This window comes from Acidovorax sp. LjRoot38, assembly GCF_964252975.1.
GTDB lineage: Bacteria > Pseudomonadota > Gammaproteobacteria > Burkholderiales > Burkholderiaceae_C > Acidovorax > Acidovorax facilis.
The window spans coordinates 160,871-177,140 of sequence record NZ_CAXUPT020000008.1 but is presented as its reverse complement, the minus strand read 5'-3'; the positions used below and the strand labels follow the sequence as shown (position 1 = coordinate 177,140).

General features: G+C 65.0%; 18 protein-coding genes. 8 read left to right on the top strand and 10 right to left on the bottom strand.

What is annotated here, in order from left to right; all coding sequences use genetic code 11:
* Positions 1 to 9: 9 nt before the first annotated feature.
* From ACSQ22_RS16460 to ACSQ22_RS16445, 4 genes are all read right to left on the bottom strand, one after another.
* Complete coding sequence (locus ACSQ22_RS16460; RefSeq protein WP_436130929.1) at positions 10 to 405, bottom strand: hypothetical protein; 396 nt, start codon at positions 403 to 405, stop codon at positions 10 to 12.
* A gap of 137 nt (positions 406 to 542) precedes the next feature.
* Positions 543 to 797: a DUF3820 family protein gene (locus tag ACSQ22_RS16455; protein ID WP_228894638.1), complete on the bottom strand. Its 255-nt coding sequence runs from the start codon at positions 795 to 797 to the stop codon at positions 543 to 545.
* 13 nt (positions 798 to 810) lie between these two features.
* A complete protein-coding gene (locus ACSQ22_RS16450; protein WP_218299445.1) occupies positions 811 to 1,173 on the bottom strand; it encodes a translation initiation factor Sui1 in 363 nt (120 codons plus the stop codon).
* Positions 1,170 to 1,640 carry a DUF2721 domain-containing protein gene (locus tag ACSQ22_RS16445; protein WP_121506890.1) on the bottom strand — a complete coding sequence of 157 codons (471 nt, stop codon included), beginning with the start codon at positions 1,638 to 1,640 and terminating at the stop codon, positions 1,170 to 1,172. Before ACSQ22_RS16445 ends, ACSQ22_RS16450 begins: the two co-directional genes overlap by 4 nt.
* Positions 1,641 to 1,853: 213 nt before the next feature.
* Between ACSQ22_RS16445 and ACSQ22_RS16440 the strand changes: the two genes are divergently transcribed.
* A complete protein-coding gene (locus tag ACSQ22_RS16440) occupies positions 1,854 to 3,134 on the top strand; it encodes a DEAD/DEAH box helicase (protein WP_436130928.1) in 1,281 nt (426 codons plus the stop codon).
* Between the two features lie 51 nt (positions 3,135 to 3,185).
* Here ACSQ22_RS16440 and ACSQ22_RS16435 read toward each other — a convergent pair whose 3' ends face one another.
* Positions 3,186 to 3,530 carry a DUF6172 family protein gene (locus ACSQ22_RS16435; RefSeq protein ID WP_436130927.1) on the bottom strand — a complete coding sequence of 115 codons (345 nt, stop codon included), beginning with the start codon at positions 3,528 to 3,530 and terminating at the stop codon, positions 3,186 to 3,188.
* A 91-nt stretch (positions 3,531 to 3,621) separates the two neighbouring features.
* Here ACSQ22_RS16435 and ACSQ22_RS16430 point away from each other — a divergent pair, with 91 nt between their 5' ends.
* Positions 3,622 to 4,908: a sensor domain-containing diguanylate cyclase gene (locus tag ACSQ22_RS16430; RefSeq protein ID WP_228894632.1), complete on the top strand. Its 1,287-nt coding sequence runs from the start codon at positions 3,622 to 3,624 to the stop codon at positions 4,906 to 4,908.
* 18 nt (positions 4,909 to 4,926) lie between these two features.
* Here ACSQ22_RS16430 and ACSQ22_RS16425 read toward each other — a convergent pair whose 3' ends face one another.
* Positions 4,927 to 5,130: a hypothetical protein gene (locus ACSQ22_RS16425; protein ID WP_055402288.1), complete on the bottom strand. Its 204-nt coding sequence runs from the start codon at positions 5,128 to 5,130 to the stop codon at positions 4,927 to 4,929.
* A gap of 63 nt (positions 5,131 to 5,193) precedes the next feature.
* Complete coding sequence (locus ACSQ22_RS16420; RefSeq protein WP_436130926.1) at positions 5,194 to 6,846, bottom strand: methyl-accepting chemotaxis protein; 1,653 nt, start codon at positions 6,844 to 6,846, stop codon at positions 5,194 to 5,196.
* Positions 6,847 to 7,142: 296 nt separating this feature from the next.
* Between ACSQ22_RS16420 and pstS the strand changes: the two genes are divergently transcribed.
* The 3 genes from pstS (at position 7,143) to ACSQ22_RS16405 (ending at position 10,586) form a co-directional block, all read left to right on the top strand.
* A complete protein-coding gene (gene pstS / locus ACSQ22_RS16415) occupies positions 7,143 to 8,213 on the top strand; it encodes a phosphate ABC transporter substrate-binding protein PstS (RefSeq protein ID WP_436130925.1) in 1,071 nt (356 codons plus the stop codon).
* Positions 8,214 to 8,312: 99 nt separating this feature from the next.
* A complete protein-coding gene (locus ACSQ22_RS16410; protein WP_436130924.1) occupies positions 8,313 to 9,848 on the top strand; it encodes a CYTH and CHAD domain-containing protein in 1,536 nt (511 codons plus the stop codon).
* 81 nt (positions 9,849 to 9,929) lie between these two features.
* Positions 9,930 to 10,586 (top strand): 3'-5' exonuclease, encoded by a 657-nt coding sequence (locus ACSQ22_RS16405; protein WP_436130923.1) that lies wholly within the window; start codon positions 9,930 to 9,932, stop codon positions 10,584 to 10,586.
* A 96-nt stretch (positions 10,587 to 10,682) separates the two neighbouring features.
* Here ACSQ22_RS16405 and ACSQ22_RS16400 read toward each other — a convergent pair whose 3' ends face one another.
* A complete protein-coding gene (locus ACSQ22_RS16400; RefSeq protein ID WP_436130991.1) occupies positions 10,683 to 12,737 on the bottom strand; it encodes an FAD-dependent oxidoreductase in 2,055 nt (684 codons plus the stop codon).
* Positions 12,738 to 12,834: 97 nt separating this feature from the next.
* Between ACSQ22_RS16400 and ACSQ22_RS16395 the strand changes: the two genes are divergently transcribed.
* Complete coding sequence (locus tag ACSQ22_RS16395) at positions 12,835 to 13,467, top strand: TetR/AcrR family transcriptional regulator (protein WP_121419647.1); 633 nt, start codon at positions 12,835 to 12,837, stop codon at positions 13,465 to 13,467.
* 14 nt (positions 13,468 to 13,481) lie between these two features.
* On the opposite strand, the gene ACSQ22_RS16390 is transcribed toward ACSQ22_RS16395, so the two are convergent.
* Positions 13,482 to 13,709, bottom strand: a complete 228-nt coding sequence (locus ACSQ22_RS16390) for a SlyX family protein (RefSeq protein ID WP_015014770.1) — start codon at positions 13,707 to 13,709, stop codon at positions 13,482 to 13,484.
* Between the two features lie 7 nt (positions 13,710 to 13,716).
* Positions 13,717 to 14,907 (bottom strand): PLP-dependent aminotransferase family protein, encoded by a 1,191-nt coding sequence (locus ACSQ22_RS16385; RefSeq protein WP_436130922.1) that lies wholly within the window; start codon positions 14,905 to 14,907, stop codon positions 13,717 to 13,719.
* A 120-nt stretch (positions 14,908 to 15,027) separates the two neighbouring features.
* On the opposite strand from ACSQ22_RS16385, the gene ACSQ22_RS16380 reads away from it, so the two are divergent.
* Both ACSQ22_RS16380 and nth read left to right on the top strand, forming a co-directional pair.
* The gene (locus ACSQ22_RS16380) at positions 15,028 to 15,504 is read left to right on the top strand and encodes an AraC family transcriptional regulator (protein ID WP_436130921.1); all 477 of its coding nucleotides are present in this window, start codon (positions 15,028 to 15,030) and stop codon (positions 15,502 to 15,504) included.
* Positions 15,505 to 15,590: 86 nt separating this feature from the next.
* Complete coding sequence (nth, locus tag ACSQ22_RS16375; protein WP_055395271.1) at positions 15,591 to 16,229, top strand: endonuclease III; 639 nt, start codon at positions 15,591 to 15,593, stop codon at positions 16,227 to 16,229.
* The last annotated feature ends 41 nt before the right edge of the window (positions 16,230 to 16,270 follow it).

The following is a 16,270-nucleotide window of genomic DNA, read 5'->3' as shown; positions in this document are numbered from 1 at the left end:
CCGCCGCCATCAGTTGCGCTCGAAGTAAAGCGGGGGAGGCTCGTAGCAGGTGTCGCTGGCAGCAACATATTTGCCCAGGCTGCTAATGGACACGCTGGTCCAGGCCGTGCCAGCCTTTGGATAGCCGTAGACACACATGCCGAACCCCATGCCGAGGGGTGCGCCGGGTGCGGCAGTCAGCGCCAGGGCCGCATCGGTCTCGCGCGCAGGGGCGCGAAGGCGCACTCTCAGCACGTCCTGGTAATAGGGCGACAGGTCTTGCCGCCAGTCGTCGGCAATCCGGACGGGATAGGGCTTGTCGGTATACCGGACCTCCAGCTTCGCGTCACCCTCCAGCGTCTCGGCCATCACAGCCGTGGCTCCGTACTGGGCGGAATCGCTCTGCACCATGGTGCAAGCGATCACGGGCCGATCCGCCGATGCGTATCCCGCCGCAGAAACGTTGCGATAGGGGCCATCGAAGATAGGAAAGGTGCAAAAGGCTGCTTGCGCGGCCCCCACATGCGCCATCACACAAAACGTGACAACAACCGGCGTGGCCTTCAGGGGATTTCCTTTTTCAGTGGCTGGGTCGGCGCGACACCGCCTACCGCGCGCAATGGCGCGAGCAGGTCCGACAGCCCATTGTGGTCAATCTCGTGCATCAGCGCCAGCAATTGCCCAAGCTCGCCTTTGGGGAAGCCCTCGCGCGCAAACCAGTTCAGGTAGTTGCCGGGCAGGTCGGCCAACAGCGTGCCTTTGTATTTGCCGTAGGGCATCTCGGTGGTGACCAGGCGCTGCAATTTTTCCGAGTCCATCGGACAGCCCTCCTCAGCCGCCTGCCCGCTTGACCTTGTGGCCCAGCTTTTGCAGTGCGGCCATCACGCGCTCCACATGGTCGCCCTGCACTTCGATCACGCCGTCTTTCACCGTGCCGCCACTGCCGCAGGCGGCTTTGAGCTGCTTGCCCAGCTGCTCCAGTGCGGCCGCGTCCACCAGCACGCCCTTGACCAGGGTCACAGCCTTGCCGCCCCGGCCTTTGGTTTCACGGGATACGCGCACGATGCCGTCGCCGGTGGGCAAAGGCTTGTTCTGCTTGCAGGTGCACTGCGCCACGGGCTGGCGGCAGTCGGGGCACATGCGGCCCGATTCGGTCGAATAGACCAGGCCGCCCAGGTCAGCCAACGACTTCATGGCTTTTTTCCTTCCACCTCTTGCTGCAGCATGTGAAAGTTGAGCAGCCGGGTTGCCAGCATGGTCTCGGTCAGAAAACACACCAGCGCCAGCAAAAACGACGCCACCCCCGCCAGAAAACCCGCCACGGCCAGCCGGTTGGATTGGAAGTTGGTGGTCTCGCCGAGGAACAGCAGGATGATGGTGATGCCGATCAGGAACGCACAGAACGTGAGCAGCCCGATGCAGCCATTGGCCAGCCTCCCACGCAGCCGCAAGTCGGCCAGTTCGTTGTAGGCGCGGGCCAGAAACTCGGGCTCGGTGTTGGCGCGGGCGCGGTCTTCCACCACGCGGGCCCGGTCGATGATGCGGGCCAACCGGCCCGCCACAGCGCCAATCATGCCGGACACGGCCGTGAGCAAAAACACAGGGGCCACCGCCAGCTGAATGCCGTGGGTGATGGCAGAGGAGTCAAGGGTGAGGGCCATGGTGCTTGTGAAACAAAGGAAAAACCGGCGAACCGCCGGTGGCCCAATTATCAGGGTGATGGCGCGCGCAGCCAGGCCCAGCGCACCACGGCCTTGGCTGCCTGACGCGCGTGCAGGGGCTTGGGCAGCAACTGCGGCGACAATCGCCCCATCCCTTCCCCCCGTTCGCGCTGTTGTGCGTCCCCCTTTCAACGCCGCTCCAGCGCTGCCTCCATGCCCTTTGCCTCCCTCGGTTTGTCCCCTGCCCTTGTCCACGCTGCAGAAAAAGCGGGTTTTGTAGCGCCCACACCCATCCAGGCGGGGGCCATCCCGGCTATCCTGCAGGGGGCTGACCTGCTGGGAGCCGCCCAGACGGGTTCGGGCAAGACAGCTGCTTTCGCCCTGCCCTTGCTGCAGCAGTTGCAGCTGAGCGCCACCGGCGGCCCACGCCGGGTGCGCGCCCTGGTGCTGGTGCCCACGCGCGAGCTGGCCGCCCAGGTGGGCGAGGTGCTGCGCAGCCTGGCACAGCACCTGCAGCAGCCGCTGAAAGTGGCCATTGTGTTCGGCGGCGTCTCGATCAACCCGCAAATGCTGGGCCTGCGTGGCGGCGCCGACATTGTGGTGGCCACGCCGGGCCGCCTGCTGGACCTGGTAGACCACAACGCGCTGCGCCTGTCGGCCGTGGCGCACCTGGTGCTGGACGAGGCCGACCGCCTGCTGGACCTGGGCTTTGCCGAAGAACTGCAGCGCGTGCTGGCGCTGCTGCCTGCGCAGCGGCAGAACCTGTTCTTCTCGGCCACATTCCCTGCCGCCGTGCAAGCGCTGGCCGATGGCCTGCTGAACAACCCGTTGCGCGTGGAGGTGCCCCACACGCCGGGCAACGAACCGGCCATCGAGCAACGGGCCATTGCGGTGGACGCCGTGCGCCGCACCCAGCTGCTGCGCCATCTGGTCAAGGAACACAACTGGTCGCGCGTGCTGGTGTTTGTGGCCACGCAATACGCTGCCGAGCATGTGGCCGAAAAGCTCTACAAAGCGGGGATCTTTGCCACGCCCTTCCACGGCGGCCTGAGCCAGGGCGCGCGCAAACAGGTGCTGCAGGAGTTCAAGGACGAACGCTGGCAGGTGGTTGTGACCACGGACCTGGCCGCGCGCGGCCTCGACATTGCGCAGTTGCCTGCGGTGGTCAATTACGACCTGCCACGCTCGGCCGTGGACTATGTGCACCGCATCGGCCGCACGGGCCGCGCGGGCGAGAGCGGTGTGGCAGTGAGCTTTGTGACGGCCGATGCCGAAGCACATTTCCGCCTCATCGAAAAACGTCAGCACCTCACCATCCCGCGCGAACACATTGCGGGTTTTGAACCCACCGAGGCCCCTGCGCCCGCGTCATCCGCAGATCCCCAGGGCACCGGCGGCATCAAGGGCAAGCGGCCCAGCAAAAAGGACAAGCTGCGCGCAGCAGCAACGGCAGCTCCGGAATCGCCCTCCGCCGCCCATAAAAAAGGCTCCTGAAAGGAGCCTTTGGAAGATCCGTGAAGGGCGGCCGCCCAAGCGGCCTCAGTGTTAGACCTCTTCGTCGCCCTCGTCCATACCATCCGCATCAGCGACTTGCGGCTCGCCCGGCACCCGTGGCGTGCGCTTGGCGGGCTTGGCCAGAATCTCGACATAGAACTGCGCGCCGCCCTCAGCGGCCACACCGTTGATCAGCCCGGTCAAGGCCGACAGGTGCGCCACGGTGGCGTCTTCCTTGGTGCGGCCAAACTGGCAGTCAAAGTCCCAAAAATCAGCGCCTTCGGGCAGGTCGCGGCGTCGTTCGCGCTTGATGTACTTGCGGATTTCGTGCTTGACGGCATCCAGAACGCGGTCCCGGTTCTTGCCTTCAACATGGAGTTGGAAAGTTTTTCTCATGGGTGATGGTACCGCCTGTGACAGATATGGATTCCCAGCCGGGCACCCCAGTGCCACAATGGTGCATTACTTTTGGTTACCGCCAAGCCCGATGTTCCACGACCTCAGTCTGCTGCACACACTGCCAGCGGCCGTGCTCGTCACGCAGGAGGGCGCCATCCGCTTTGCCAACGCTGCCAGCATGGCGCTGCTGGAAGCGCCCAGCACCGATAGCCTGATAGGCCGCCTCTCGGGCGATTTTGTGCATCCCATGGACCAGGTGCGCTCTACCAACCGCATCCAGCAGGTCGCTGTGCCCGAACAGGGCGGCCGGCCCAACAAATCGTCTGAATTTCGCATCCGCACACTGCAGGGCAACCTGCGCATGGTGCTCATCAGCAGCGTGGCTGTGGAGTGGAACGGAGCCCCCGCCGTGCTGATGTGTGGTCTGGACATGACCCACCAGAGCGAGATCGAGGCCCAGCTGCGCGAGAGCGAGCAGAACTTCCGTCGCCTTTTTGAGAACATGCAGGACGTCTACTACCGCACCGATGCCCAGGGCATCGTGCAACATGTGGGCCCTGGCGTGCGCCGGGTGCTGGGCTACGAGCCCCACGAAATCGAGGGCCGCACGGCCGAGTCGTACTACCCGCAAAGCACTGACCGAGACGCGTTCAAGGCCGCCATCATGGAGCATGGCGAGGTGTCGGATTTTCCGGGCCAGATGGTGAGGCGCGACGGCACCGTGATCGACATCTCCATCAGCAGCCACGCCTTGTACGACCATGCTGGCAATTTCGCAGGGGTGGAGGGCATTTACCGCGACGTGACGCAGCGCAAGAACCTGGAGCGCGAGCTGCAGCGCCTGGCCACCACCGACATGCTCACCGGCATGGCCAACCGCCGCGCATTTCTGGAATGTGCGGAGTCGGTGTATGCCCATTCACGCAGCAATGGCGAGCCGCTCACGCTGCTGATGCTGGACCTGGACCATTTCAAATCCATCAACGACCGTTTTGGCCACCTGGAAGGCGACCGCGCCCTGGTGGCGTTTGCGCAGGCCGTCAAAAACCAGCTGCGCGCCAGCGACACCGTGGGCCGACTGGGCGGCGAAGAGTTTGGCGTGCTGCTGCCGCTGACCAGCATGGCCGAGGGCCTGGAAGTGGCGAAACGCATCCTGCATGGCGTTCGCGCCCTGCAGCTGAGCGACGAGGCAGGCCACGCCTACGGCATCACAGCCAGCCTGGGCCTGAGCACCTTCCGCCAGGCAGACCGCAGCCTGCGCGACATGCTCGACCGCGCCGACCAGGCTCTGTACCTGGCCAAAAACCAGGGGCGCGACCAGATCGCTTCGCTGGAACCCTTGGGCGAACAGCCGAATCGCCAAGTAGCCGAATAACCTATCTGCGGCTGCGCCTTACCAACGCATGCGTTCCTGCTGCAGGTTCCACAGGCAGGCGGCAATCCGCAGCAGCATCTCCATCACCTGTTCAGAGCCGCTGCTCGACAGCTCCAGGCCATCAATGATCACGGCAAGCTGCGAGATGGCGTCTTCGGGCGCAGAGGCACCGCCCGTCCGCGCAATCTCGGCAATGGCGATGAGTACGTCTGTGCGGTTCATGGAGCATCTTCCCCATAGCAAAAGAATCTGATGACCTGCACCGCACCGGTCCTGTGCGTCCAGTCAGCGGGGTGCCAGGGACAATTGCTTGGGGGATGAAGCCCTTGCTGGCAGGGCAGGCAGTGGCTGCGTACCTCGGTAGCCTCCTTCGAAGGCATCCCCAGCGCCGTCAGGCGCCAGCCTGAACTGGTGAACGACCTCCAGCAGGCGCCTAACCTGGTTCTTCATGCCGGTGGATGCCGACGAACTGTCGTCCACCAGCGCGGCATTTTTCTGCGTGGCGGCGTCCAGCTGCCGCACGGCTTCGCCGATCTGCGCAATGCCGCGGGCCTGCTCCTGCCCCGCATCCTTGATCTCGCTGATGAGTTCCATCACCTCGTCCACACGCTGCACGGTGCTGGCCACCCGCTCGCCCGCCTGGCCCACCAGGGTGGACCCGCGCTCCACACCACGCACACTGGCAGCAATCAGGCCCCGAATCTCGCGGGCGGCCGTGCTGCTGCGCTGGGACAGTCCACGCACCTCGCCCGCCACCACGGCAAAGCCGCGTCCCTGCTCACCCGCGCGGGCCGCCTCCACCGCCGCATTCAGGGCCAGCAGGTTGGTCTGGAACGCGATGTCATCAATCACTTTGATGATGTCGGTGACCTTTTGCGACTGCACGCTGATCTCCTGCATGGTGGTGATCACGTCGCGCATCACACTGCCGCCCTCGTTGGCCACCTTGGCGGCCTCTTGGGCCAGCTCGGTGGCGCGGTGGGCGTTGTCCGTGTTGTGCTGCACGGTGATGGTGAGCTGCTCCATCGAGGCGGCCGTCTCCTGCAGGTTGGACGCCTGCACCTCGGTACGGCGCGCCAGGTCTTCGGTGCCGCCCGCAATCAGCACGGCCTCCTGCGCCACCGTCTCGGTGCTGGCGCGCACCTCGGTGATCACGCGCACCAGCTGGTGGTTCATCTCCCGCAGGGCGCCCAGCAATTCTGCGGTTTCATCCGTGCCGCGCACATCGATCTGTGCGCTCAGATCGCCACCCGCCACCGTGCGGGCCAGCACCACCGCCTGGCGCAAAGGGCGCGAGATGGAGCGGGTGATGACCCACGCCATCGCAGCCCCCGCCACCAGGGCCAGCCCGGAGGCCGCCAGCATCCACCAGTGAATGGTGTTGCTCATCTCCCGTGCGCCGTCAAACTCTGCCGCCGCCACGTTGATCTGCAGGGCTACCAGTTTCTCGATGGCGTCCTGCACCTTGGCCGCATTGGGGCGGATCTGGTTGATATAAAGCTCGGAACCATCGTCGTACTTGCCTGCCACCAATGCCGAGGCAGCCGGGATGAGACCCTTGTCCAGGTAGGTGGCATTGGCATCGGCAAAGGCCTGCGCCAGACCTTGCTCCTCAGCACCCAGCGCCTTGCCGGAATACGCCGTCCACAGCGCGTGGATGCGCTCCACGTTGGCAGTCAACGCGGCGTGGCTGGCCTGCAGGTTGCTGGTACCCGGGTCCATCAGCATGTCCATCACCAGCACCCGGTTGCGCTGCGTCAGGTGGCTGATCTCTGCCAGCACGCCCAGGGGCACCGTGCGGTCACCATACAGCGCCGCGCTGCGCTCGGTCAGGCGCTTGGCACCGCTGATGCCCCCCGCAGCCAGTGCAGAAATCAGCAGCAAAAGCACTGCAAACGCCAGCGCCAGCCGGGTGCCAATCTTGATTTTTTGAAGCATCTGAATCTCTCATGAAGGTTCACTGGGCGGGCAGCCGGGTTCATTGCCACCGCATCAGCTGGCGCGCACGCCTTGCCAGCAAGGGCCCACGTCTGCCGCGGCTGATACTAATTGTTTCAAGTGACAAAATAATGACGATGGGATAAACATTCCCCATTCATTCCAGTGGTTAAAATCGGCGCCGCATTGACAAGCTGAGACTTCATAAATCACTCCAATGCCCCTGCCGGGCATAGGCCTATGGTCAGAATTTCACAGCCACATCCTTATTAATTAAAACCAATACACAAAAATCCATGAAATATATCTATACCGTATTCATGCTGGCACTTGCACTGCTACAGGCGCACCAGGCCAGTGCACAAGCCGTAACGGGCGCGGGCTCGTCGGCCGCAGCCCCCATCTACCGCAGTTGGGCCAAGGCCTACGCCAGAGCCACCGGTTCCAGGGTGGACTACGACCCGGTGGGCTCCAGCGCAGGCATGAAAAAGATCCAGCAACAGGCCGTGGGCTTCGGCGCCACCGATGTCTACCCACCTGACAAGGACCTCATCGAACACGGCTTGCTGGCACTGCCCGTGGCCATCACCGGCATCAGCCCCATCGTCAACCTGCCCAAAGTCCAAAACGCACAGCTGCGCCTGACGGGCGAGGTGCTCAGCCGCATCTTCCTGGGTGAAATCAGCCGCTGGAATGCCCCCGAGATCACCGCGCTGAACCCCGAGACTCCCCTGCCCGACATGCCCATCAAGGTGGTGGTGCGTGTCGACGGCTCGGGCACCACCTACAACTTCGCCGATTACCTGGGCAAGGTCAGCCCGAAATGGAAGGCTTCCCACGGAGCCAAGACAAGCATCCAATGGCCCGAAGGATTTCTGGCCTTCAAGGGGAGCGATGGGGTGGCCAAGGGTGTGCGCGACACGGCGGGTGCCATCGGTTATGTGGATTTTGGGTATGTGGCCGAATATGGCCTGGCATCGGTGCAGATGAAAAATGCCGAAGGTGTTTTTGTGAAACCCTCCATCGACGCTTTCAAATCCGCACTGGCCAACAGCGAGTGGCCTGCCACCGGGGCCTTCCACAATACGCTGACACAAAAACCCGGCAAAGCCGTGTGGCCCATCACCATGGGCACGTTTGTGGTATTCCCCAAAGTCACTCAAAATCCAGAGCAAACCACCCTGGCCCTCAAATTCATCATCTGGTCGTTTCTCAATGGCGATACCCTCGTCCATGAAAACAATTTTGTTCGATTACCAGACCGGGTTCAGGCATCGGCTTTCAAGGCAATTACCTCCATCCGCGATAAAAATGGCACTCCGCTGGGCATGAGCCTGATTTCATCGTCCGCACCCTTGCAGCAATAATCCGGCACTCATGGTTTTCGCCTTTAAAATCAATCACTGGGATTTCTATTAATCTTTTACCGGCAGGCTCTGCCGCCCCCACCACCAGGCGCCGTCTTCATGGAAATCGAGTTCAAATTCTGCATCCCCCCAGAGCGCCTGGCTGCGGTGCAGGCCGCCGCGCGCAGGGGCACACACGTGCACATCCGTATGGAGGCCCGCTACTTCGATACGCCCGATGCAGCGCTGTCGTCGCGTGGCATTGCTTTTCGGCTGCGCCGCGAGGGCGACCAGTGGGTGCAAACCGTCAAGGCCCTGGGCAACGGACCGCTGGACCGCGAGGAGCACAACGTGGACCGGGGCCAAGCCCACGCCACAGGCCCCGCCCCAGAGCCCCAGCCTGAGTTGCACGCAGGCACCGTGGCGGGCACACGGCTGCTGGGTGCTCTGCAGGCCGCCAGCGGCCCTCTGACCGAAACCTACGGCACCGAGATGGACCGCGTGACACGGGACATCGCCTTCAAGGGCGGTGTGGTGGAGTTGGCTCTGGACATCGGCCGGGTCATCGCCCATCGCGGCACGCCGCAGCAGAAAGAGGCCCGCATCTGCGAGCTGGAGCTGGAACTCAAGGCCGGCCCGCTGGCGGGCCTGGTGGCCATCGCCACCCGGTGGGCCACACGGCATGGGCTGTTTCTGAGCACGGTGTCCAAGGCTGAGCGAGGTGAGCGTCTGCTGGCCCCGCAATGGGCACGGCCCGCCACCAAGGCCACCCCGATGAAGGCCAGTGGCATCCCAAAGCACTTCCTGAACGGGCGCGCGTTGCAGCGCGCGGCAGTGGCCCATTGCCTCCACCAGATCCTGGCCAACGCCAGCGAGATCGTCGAAGGCGGGGGCGATGAAGAGCATGTGCACCAGTTGCGCATCGGCATCCGCCGCTTACGCACCGCCTTGCGCGAGTTGGCGCCGTTGGCACCCGGCGCATTCGACCCCGCCTGGGAGCCGCCGCTGGTGGAGGTGTTCCAGCGCCTGGGCCAACTGCGCGACCAGGGCCAAGCCCTGCAGTCCATCGTTGCCGATCTGCGCGATGCGGGTGCGCCTGCCCTGGATGTGATTGTGGCGGCGGGGCACGCCCCCGCCCCATCCGCCGCAGCCATCGTGCGCATGCCAGCGTTCCAGGCAGCGTTGATCGCCCTCATGGCGTTCACGGCCCAGGGCGAGGACGCCCCGCCGGCGGCCGCAGAAGAAGCCCTGGACGCGAAGGACACCCGCCGCCTGCTGCAGAAGCGATTGCGCCGCCTGCACGCCAAGGTGCGCCACGGCTCCCAAGACTTTGCCGCCCTGCCGGTGGAGGAACAACACCGCCTGCGCAAGCGCTTGAAGCGTTTGCGCTACCTGACGGAATTTGTCGCGCCTGCGCTGGACGCCGAGGGGGAATCGTTCCTCGCCAGCCTGCAGCCTGCGCTGACAGCTCTGGGCCGGCTGGGCGATGAGCGTGTGGCCCGCGTGCTGTACAGCGACATCGCTGCCACGGACCCGCGGGCCTGGTTTGGCGTGGGCTGGCTGGCTGCACGGGAGGCGTTGACGGTGGCTGACTGCGAAAAGGCCTTTGCCTACCTTGCCGACATGCCCCGCCTGCGCAAGGCGGGCAAGCGCTGAGAGCGGTAGCTGCAGTAGACGCGCCGTACCCCCATCGCGGGTCACAGCGGGGTTCCCAAGTTGGCACGGCACAATGGGCCCATGACGGCATCTCCCCCTCCCCAGCGCACCCACCCGCCTTCGCGCACCGCCCACCGCAGCACCCCCGACAAAGACCAGATCGCCCTGCTGGAACCTTTCGAGCGCCTGGGCACGGACCGCATCAGCCTCGTTGCCACCCCAGAACAGGCCGACAAGGCCTGTGATGCTCTGGCAGCGGCCAGCGCCTGGGGGTTCGACACCGAATCCAAACCCACCTTTGTGCAGGGCGAACAGTCCGACGGGCCCCACATCGTGCAGCTGGCCACGCTGGAAACCGCCTGGGTGTTCCAGCTGCACGACCCCGGTTGCCGTGCCCGCGTGGCCGAGCTGCTGGCCCTGCGCGGCGTGACCAAGGCGGGCTTTGGGCTGGGGGATGACACCAAACGCATCCAGCACAAACTGGGCGTACAACCAGCCGATGTGCTGGAGCTCAACACCGTGTTCCGACAGCGTGGTTACCGCAAAGACATGGGCGTGAAAGGCGCCGTGGCCGTGCTGTTCAACAAGCGCTTCATCAAGTCCAAGAAAGCCGCGACATCGAACTGGGCCAACGCCCGGCTGACTGAGGCCCAACTGGTCTACGCAGCCAACGATGCGTGGGCAGCGCTGAGGGTGTTCAACGCGCTGGAGGGCTCTGCCACGCATCAAGGCGCATAGCCAGGCAGCAGCCATTTGCTATCAAAATAATAGCTATTAGCGCTTACCTATCAAGCGCTAGCAGCCAATTTTTCTTAGATTCTGGCCGCACTCCCCTCACAAACGCGCCGCCAGCCTCGCCGCCTGGTCGATAGCGCGCTTGGCATCCAGCTCGCCCGCTTCCAGCGCGCCACCAATTCGGTGCGGCTTGCGGCCGGCAGCCTCCAGTTCCTGCGCCAGGCTGAAGAGGGGCACCTGCCCCGCGCACAGCACCACGGTGTCGCACGCAATCCAGGTGGGGTCTTCGCGCTTGTCGCCGTATGACACCAGCAGCCCTTCGTCGGCAATGCGCTCGTAGTTCACGCCGCTCACCATCTGCACCTGTTTCATCTTGAGCGTGGTGCGGTGGATCCAGCCGGTGGTCTTGCCCAGGCCGCCGCCCAGCTTGCCCTTCTTGCGCTGCAGCAGCGTGACCTGCCGTGCGGGGGGCGTCACGCGCGGGCCGCTGGGCGCCAGACCACCGCGCGCCTCGGCCGGGTCGGTGATGCCCCATTCGGCCTTCCAGGCGGGCAGATCGAGCGTGGTGGAAGGGTGGTCGCCATGTGTCAAGAATTCCGCCACGTCAAAGCCGATGCCGCCCGCGCCGATGATGGCCACGCGCTCGCCCACCGGCTTGCCATGGCGCAGCACGTCGATGTAGCTCAGCACCTTGGGGTGGTCCTGGCCGGGGATCTTCGGGTCGCGTGGCTCCACACCAGTGGCAATCACCACCTCGTCATAGCCCGCCAGGTCGGTGGCCAACATGCGCTGGTTCAGGTGCAATTGCACGCCGGTGTCCTCCACCCGCGTGGCCAGGTAGCGCAGCATTTCGTGGAACTCTTCCTTGCCAGGAATCACCTTGGCCATGTTGAGCTGACCACCGATGGCGGGCGCGGCGTCGAACAGATGCACCTCGTGCCCGCGTTCGGCGGCCACGGTGGCGGCGGTCAGGCCCGCTGGCCCTGCGCCCACCACCGCCACACGCTTGCGCGACGACACCGGGCGGTACACCAGTTCGGTCTCGTGGCAAGCGCGCGGGTTCACCAGACAGCTGCTGGTCTTGTTCTGGAACACGTGGTCCAGGCAGGCTTGGTTGCACGCGATGCAGGTGTTGATGCGGTCTGCCCGACCCTCGGCGGCCTTTTTCACAAACGCCGCATCAGCCAGCAGTGGCCGCGCCATCGACACCATGTCGGCGCAGCCATCGGCCAGCACCTGCTCGGCCACCTCGGGCGTGTTGATGCGGTTGGAGGTGACCAGCGGCGTGGAAATGCCCGCCGCTGCAAACTCGGCTTTCATCTTCTGCGTGACCCAGGCAAACGCTGCGCGCGGCACGCTGGTGGCAATAGTGGGCACCCGCGCCTCGTGCCAGCCGATGCCGGTGTTGACGATGTTGGCCCCGCCCGTAGCGACGGCCTTGCCCAGAGTGACGATCTCGTCCCACGCACTGCCGCCGGGCACCAGGTCGATCATCGACAGGCGGTAGATGATGATGAAGTCCTTGCCAACGGCCTCGCGCATGCGGGCCAGGATCTCCACCGGCAGGCGCATGCGGTGGCTGTAGTCGCCGCCCCAGGCGTCGGTGCGCAGGTTGGTGGTTTGCGACAGGAACTGGTTGATGAAATAGCCCTCCGATCCCATCACCTCCACGCCGTCGTAGCCCGCCTCGCGCGCTTTCACGGCACAGTTCACAAACGCACGAATTTGCCGCTCCACCCCGCGCGCCGACAGCGCGAACGGTGTGAACGGCGAGATGGGCGACTGCAGCCGCGAGGGCGCCACCGCCAGCGGATGGTAGGCGTAGCGCCCCGTGTGCAGGATCTGCAGCGCGATCTTGCCGCCCGCACCGTGCACGGCGTCGGTCACCACGCGGTGGCGTTTGGCGGCGCCCGAGGTCGCCAGCGTGCCCGCAAACGGCTTGGCCCAGCCCGCGATGTTGGGCGCAAAGCCGCCCGTCACGATCAGGCCCACATCGCCCTCGGCCCGCTCACGGAAGTACGCCGCCATGCGCGAGAGGTCGCGCCCGTCCTCCAGCCCGGTGTGCATGGAGCCCATGAGCACGCGATTCTTGAGGGTGGTGAACCCCAGGTCCAGGGGGGCGAGCAGGTGCGGGTACAGGGCGGCGCCGGGCATAGAGGCAGCGGCCGCAGGGGCGGCAATGGAGGAAGAATGCATGGAAGGAGCGTGGGCTAGAAGTATTTTCTAGAACTTTATTCTAGAATCCCGTTCCATGGCAAGCCGCAATTCCCCGCCTCCCACTTCATCCTCTGCAGAAGCCCCCACCGACCGCCGCCAGGACATCCTGAACGCCGCCCTGGCCTGCGCGGCCGAAGGGGGCGTGGACGCGGTGACCATCGACGGCGTGCGTGCGCGCTGCGGGGCCAGCGTGGGCAGCATTTATCACCACTTTGGCAACCGCGACGGCATCGTGGCGGCGCTGTTCTTTGACATCTTTCACGACCAGTCTCGCAGCGTGCAGGCGCAGCTCGATGCCGCCCAGGGCGTAGAGGCGGGCGTGCACGCCCTGGTCACCGGCTATCTGGACTGGGTGGTGGCGCAGCCAGAGCGGGCCCGGTTCATGTTCCAGTCCCGGGGCGCCGTGGCCGCTGGCCCGCGCACGCCCGACCTGGCCGAAGCCGCGCGGCGCCGCAACCAGGCGCTGGTGGCCTGGTTCGAGCCCCACCGCCAATCGGGCGCGCTGCGCAACCTGCCGTGCGAGCTGATGCCGTCGCTGGTGATGGGGCCGGTGCAGAGCTATTGCAGGGCGTGGCTGTCAGGCAATGCAGGCCAGGGCGGCCTGCCCTCGCCCACCACGTACCGCGCAGAGCTGGCGGACGCAGCGTGGCGGTCCGTCAGGGCGTAGACCGAGCGATCCGATCAGTAATGCGGCGGCAGCTCGTCGCGCAGGTTGCGCGGGCCGTTCGAGCCACCCTCGGGCGCCTGCTGGCGTAACTGGATGACCTCGTGCGTCAACCGGTCGATCAGTTGCTGCTGCTGGTAGATGGTCATGTTCAGCTGGTCCAGCAGGTCTTCGGTAAAGCTGGCCTTGATCTCCAGGCTTTCCAGGCGCTGGAGAACGTTGGCGAGATCGTTGGCGTCAGACATCGACGCTTCAGATGGCCTGGCCCAGGCGCGCCACGCCTTCGCGGATCTTGTCCACATCGGCCGTGGCGAACGACAGGCGGAAGGTGGCGTGGTCGGGGTTGGCGCAGAAGAACGGCGTGCCGGGCACAAAGGCCACACCCTTTTCAATCGCGCGCTTGGCCAGCACATTGCCGTCAGCCACCTTGCCGCCAGCACCCGTCAGGCGCGCCCACACAAACAGGCCGCCCTGGGGCTGCACAAACTCGATGGCGTTCCCCAGCTCCTTGCGCAGCGCATCGCCCATGGCCTGTGCGCGCTCGGCGTACACCTTGCGCACATGGGCCAGCGTGCCAGGCATGCGGCCGGCCTTGAGGTACTGCGCGGCCGTGGCCTGGGCAAAGGTGCTGGTGTGCGCGTCGCTGAACTGCTTGCACATAGTGGCTTTGCCCAGCAGCTCGGCCGGGGCAATCATCCAGCCCACACGCAGGCCAGGCGACAGCACCTTGCTCAAGCTGCCGCAGTGCACCAGCAGCTCGCGGCTGCCGGGTACGGTGGCCGACAGGTTAAGCAGGCTGGGCGGCGGGGCTTCGCCGAAGTACAGGTCGCCGTAGGGGTCGTCCTCGACGATCAGCGTGTTGTGCTTGACGGCCATCTCCAGCACGGCCTTGCGGCGCTCCAGGCTCAGCATGGCGCCGCTGGGGTTGCCAAAGGTGGGGATCAGGTAAACGAATTTCGGCTTGTGCTCGGCGATGAGCTTTTCCAGCTCGTCGGTCTTCACGCCGTTGCCATCGATGGGCGCGCTGATGAGTTCGGCGCCGTACAGGCGAAAGCACTGGATGGTGGCGAGGAAGGTCGGGCCTTCCACAATCACCTTGTCGCCGGGGCTGATGAGGGTTTTGCCCAGCAGATCCAGCGCCTGCTGGCTGCCAGTGGTGACGATGAGGTTGTCGGCCGCGACATCCCTGGTGCCCTTGCTGTTCATGAAGGCGGCCAGCTGCTCGCGCAATGGGTTGTAGCCTTCGGTCGCACCGTATTGCAGCGCGGCGCCGGGTTCTTCGGCCAGGGCGGCGTTGCTGGCAGCGCGGATGCCCTCCACGTCGAACATGGCGCTGTCAGGGAAGCCGCCCGCAAAGCTGATGATGCCGGGCTTGCCCAGCAGCTTGAAGAGTTCGCGGATGGCGGAGGTTTCTACGTTGTTCAGGCGGTCGGCGAATTGCATGGCGTGGGCAGGAGTTGGTGGCAAAGGATTCCGCATTGTCGCCAATTGGCGTGCAGGTTTCCTGCGGCTTAGACTGCAGGGGCAAAAACCTGGCCGACCGCACAACCACCGAGACTAACCATGCCCCTCGAAATCCGTCAGTTGCCCCGCATGCGCCTTGCCTATATGCGCCAGACAGGCCCTTATGGCCCTTCGCTCACGCAACTTTGGGAGCGGTTCGGCCGCTGGTGCGAAGCAAATCGTTTGAGCGAGCCACGCCCCAAGTACTACGGCATCAGCCTGGACAACCCCGCATGCACCCCGCCCGCGCAATGCCGCTATGACGCCTGCGTGCAGGTGGGCGTGGGGCTGCGCACCGGCACGGAGGCAATGATCCAGGACTTTGCCGGTGGCGATTACGCCTGCCTGCGTTTCGTCGGTACCGGGCCGGAGATTGGCGCGGCCTGGGCCAGCATGATGGCCCCGGGCCTGATCCCCGCAGGTTGGGAAGCTGCCCCTCGGCCCGCCATCGAGGTCTACGACGAAGACTTTGCCGTCAACCCCGCCACCGGCGCGTTCCCCTGCTGGCTGTGCCTGGCGGTGCAGCGCACCCACTGAGGTAGTTCGTTCTAACCCTCGCGAAAACGATGCAGGCGCGGGCGCAGCCCCGCATGCCGCAGTACATAAACGACACACCCCGCCCCATGAAGACGTCTGACATCGAGCCTTTTTTTGCAACCTTGAAGGCCGCCAACCCCATGCCCAACACGGAGCTCGAATACACGACGCCGTTCGAGCTGCTGGCTGCCGTGCTGCTGTCGGCCCAGGCCACGGACGTGGGCGTGAACAAGGCCACGCGCAAGCTGTTCCCGGTGGCGGGCACGCCGCAGGCCATCCTGGACCTGGGGCTTGAGCGACTGGAGGGCTATGTCAAGACCATCGGCCTGTACCGCACCAAGGCCAAAAACCTGATGGAGACCTGCCGCATCCTGGTGGAGCAGCATGGGGGCCAGGTGCCGCGCACGCGCGAAGCCCTGGAAGCCCTGCCAGGTGTGGGCCGCAAGACGGCCAATGTGGTGCTGAACGTGGCCTTCGGCGAGCCGACCATGGCGGTCGATACGCACATCTTTCGCGTAAGCAACCGCACGGGCCTCGCGCCCGGCAAGAACCCGCTGGCGGTGGAACTGCAGCTGATGAAGCGCGTGCCCGCCGAGTATGCGGTGGATTCGCACCACTGGCTCATCCTGCACGGCCGCTACGTGTGCCAGGCACGCAAGCCGCGCTGCTGGGAGTGTGCGGTGAGCAGGTATTGCGACTACCAGCCGAAGACGTTGGCGCCTTGAGTTGAACGAACCAGGCAAATTGCTTCTTTTTTTATAGCAAC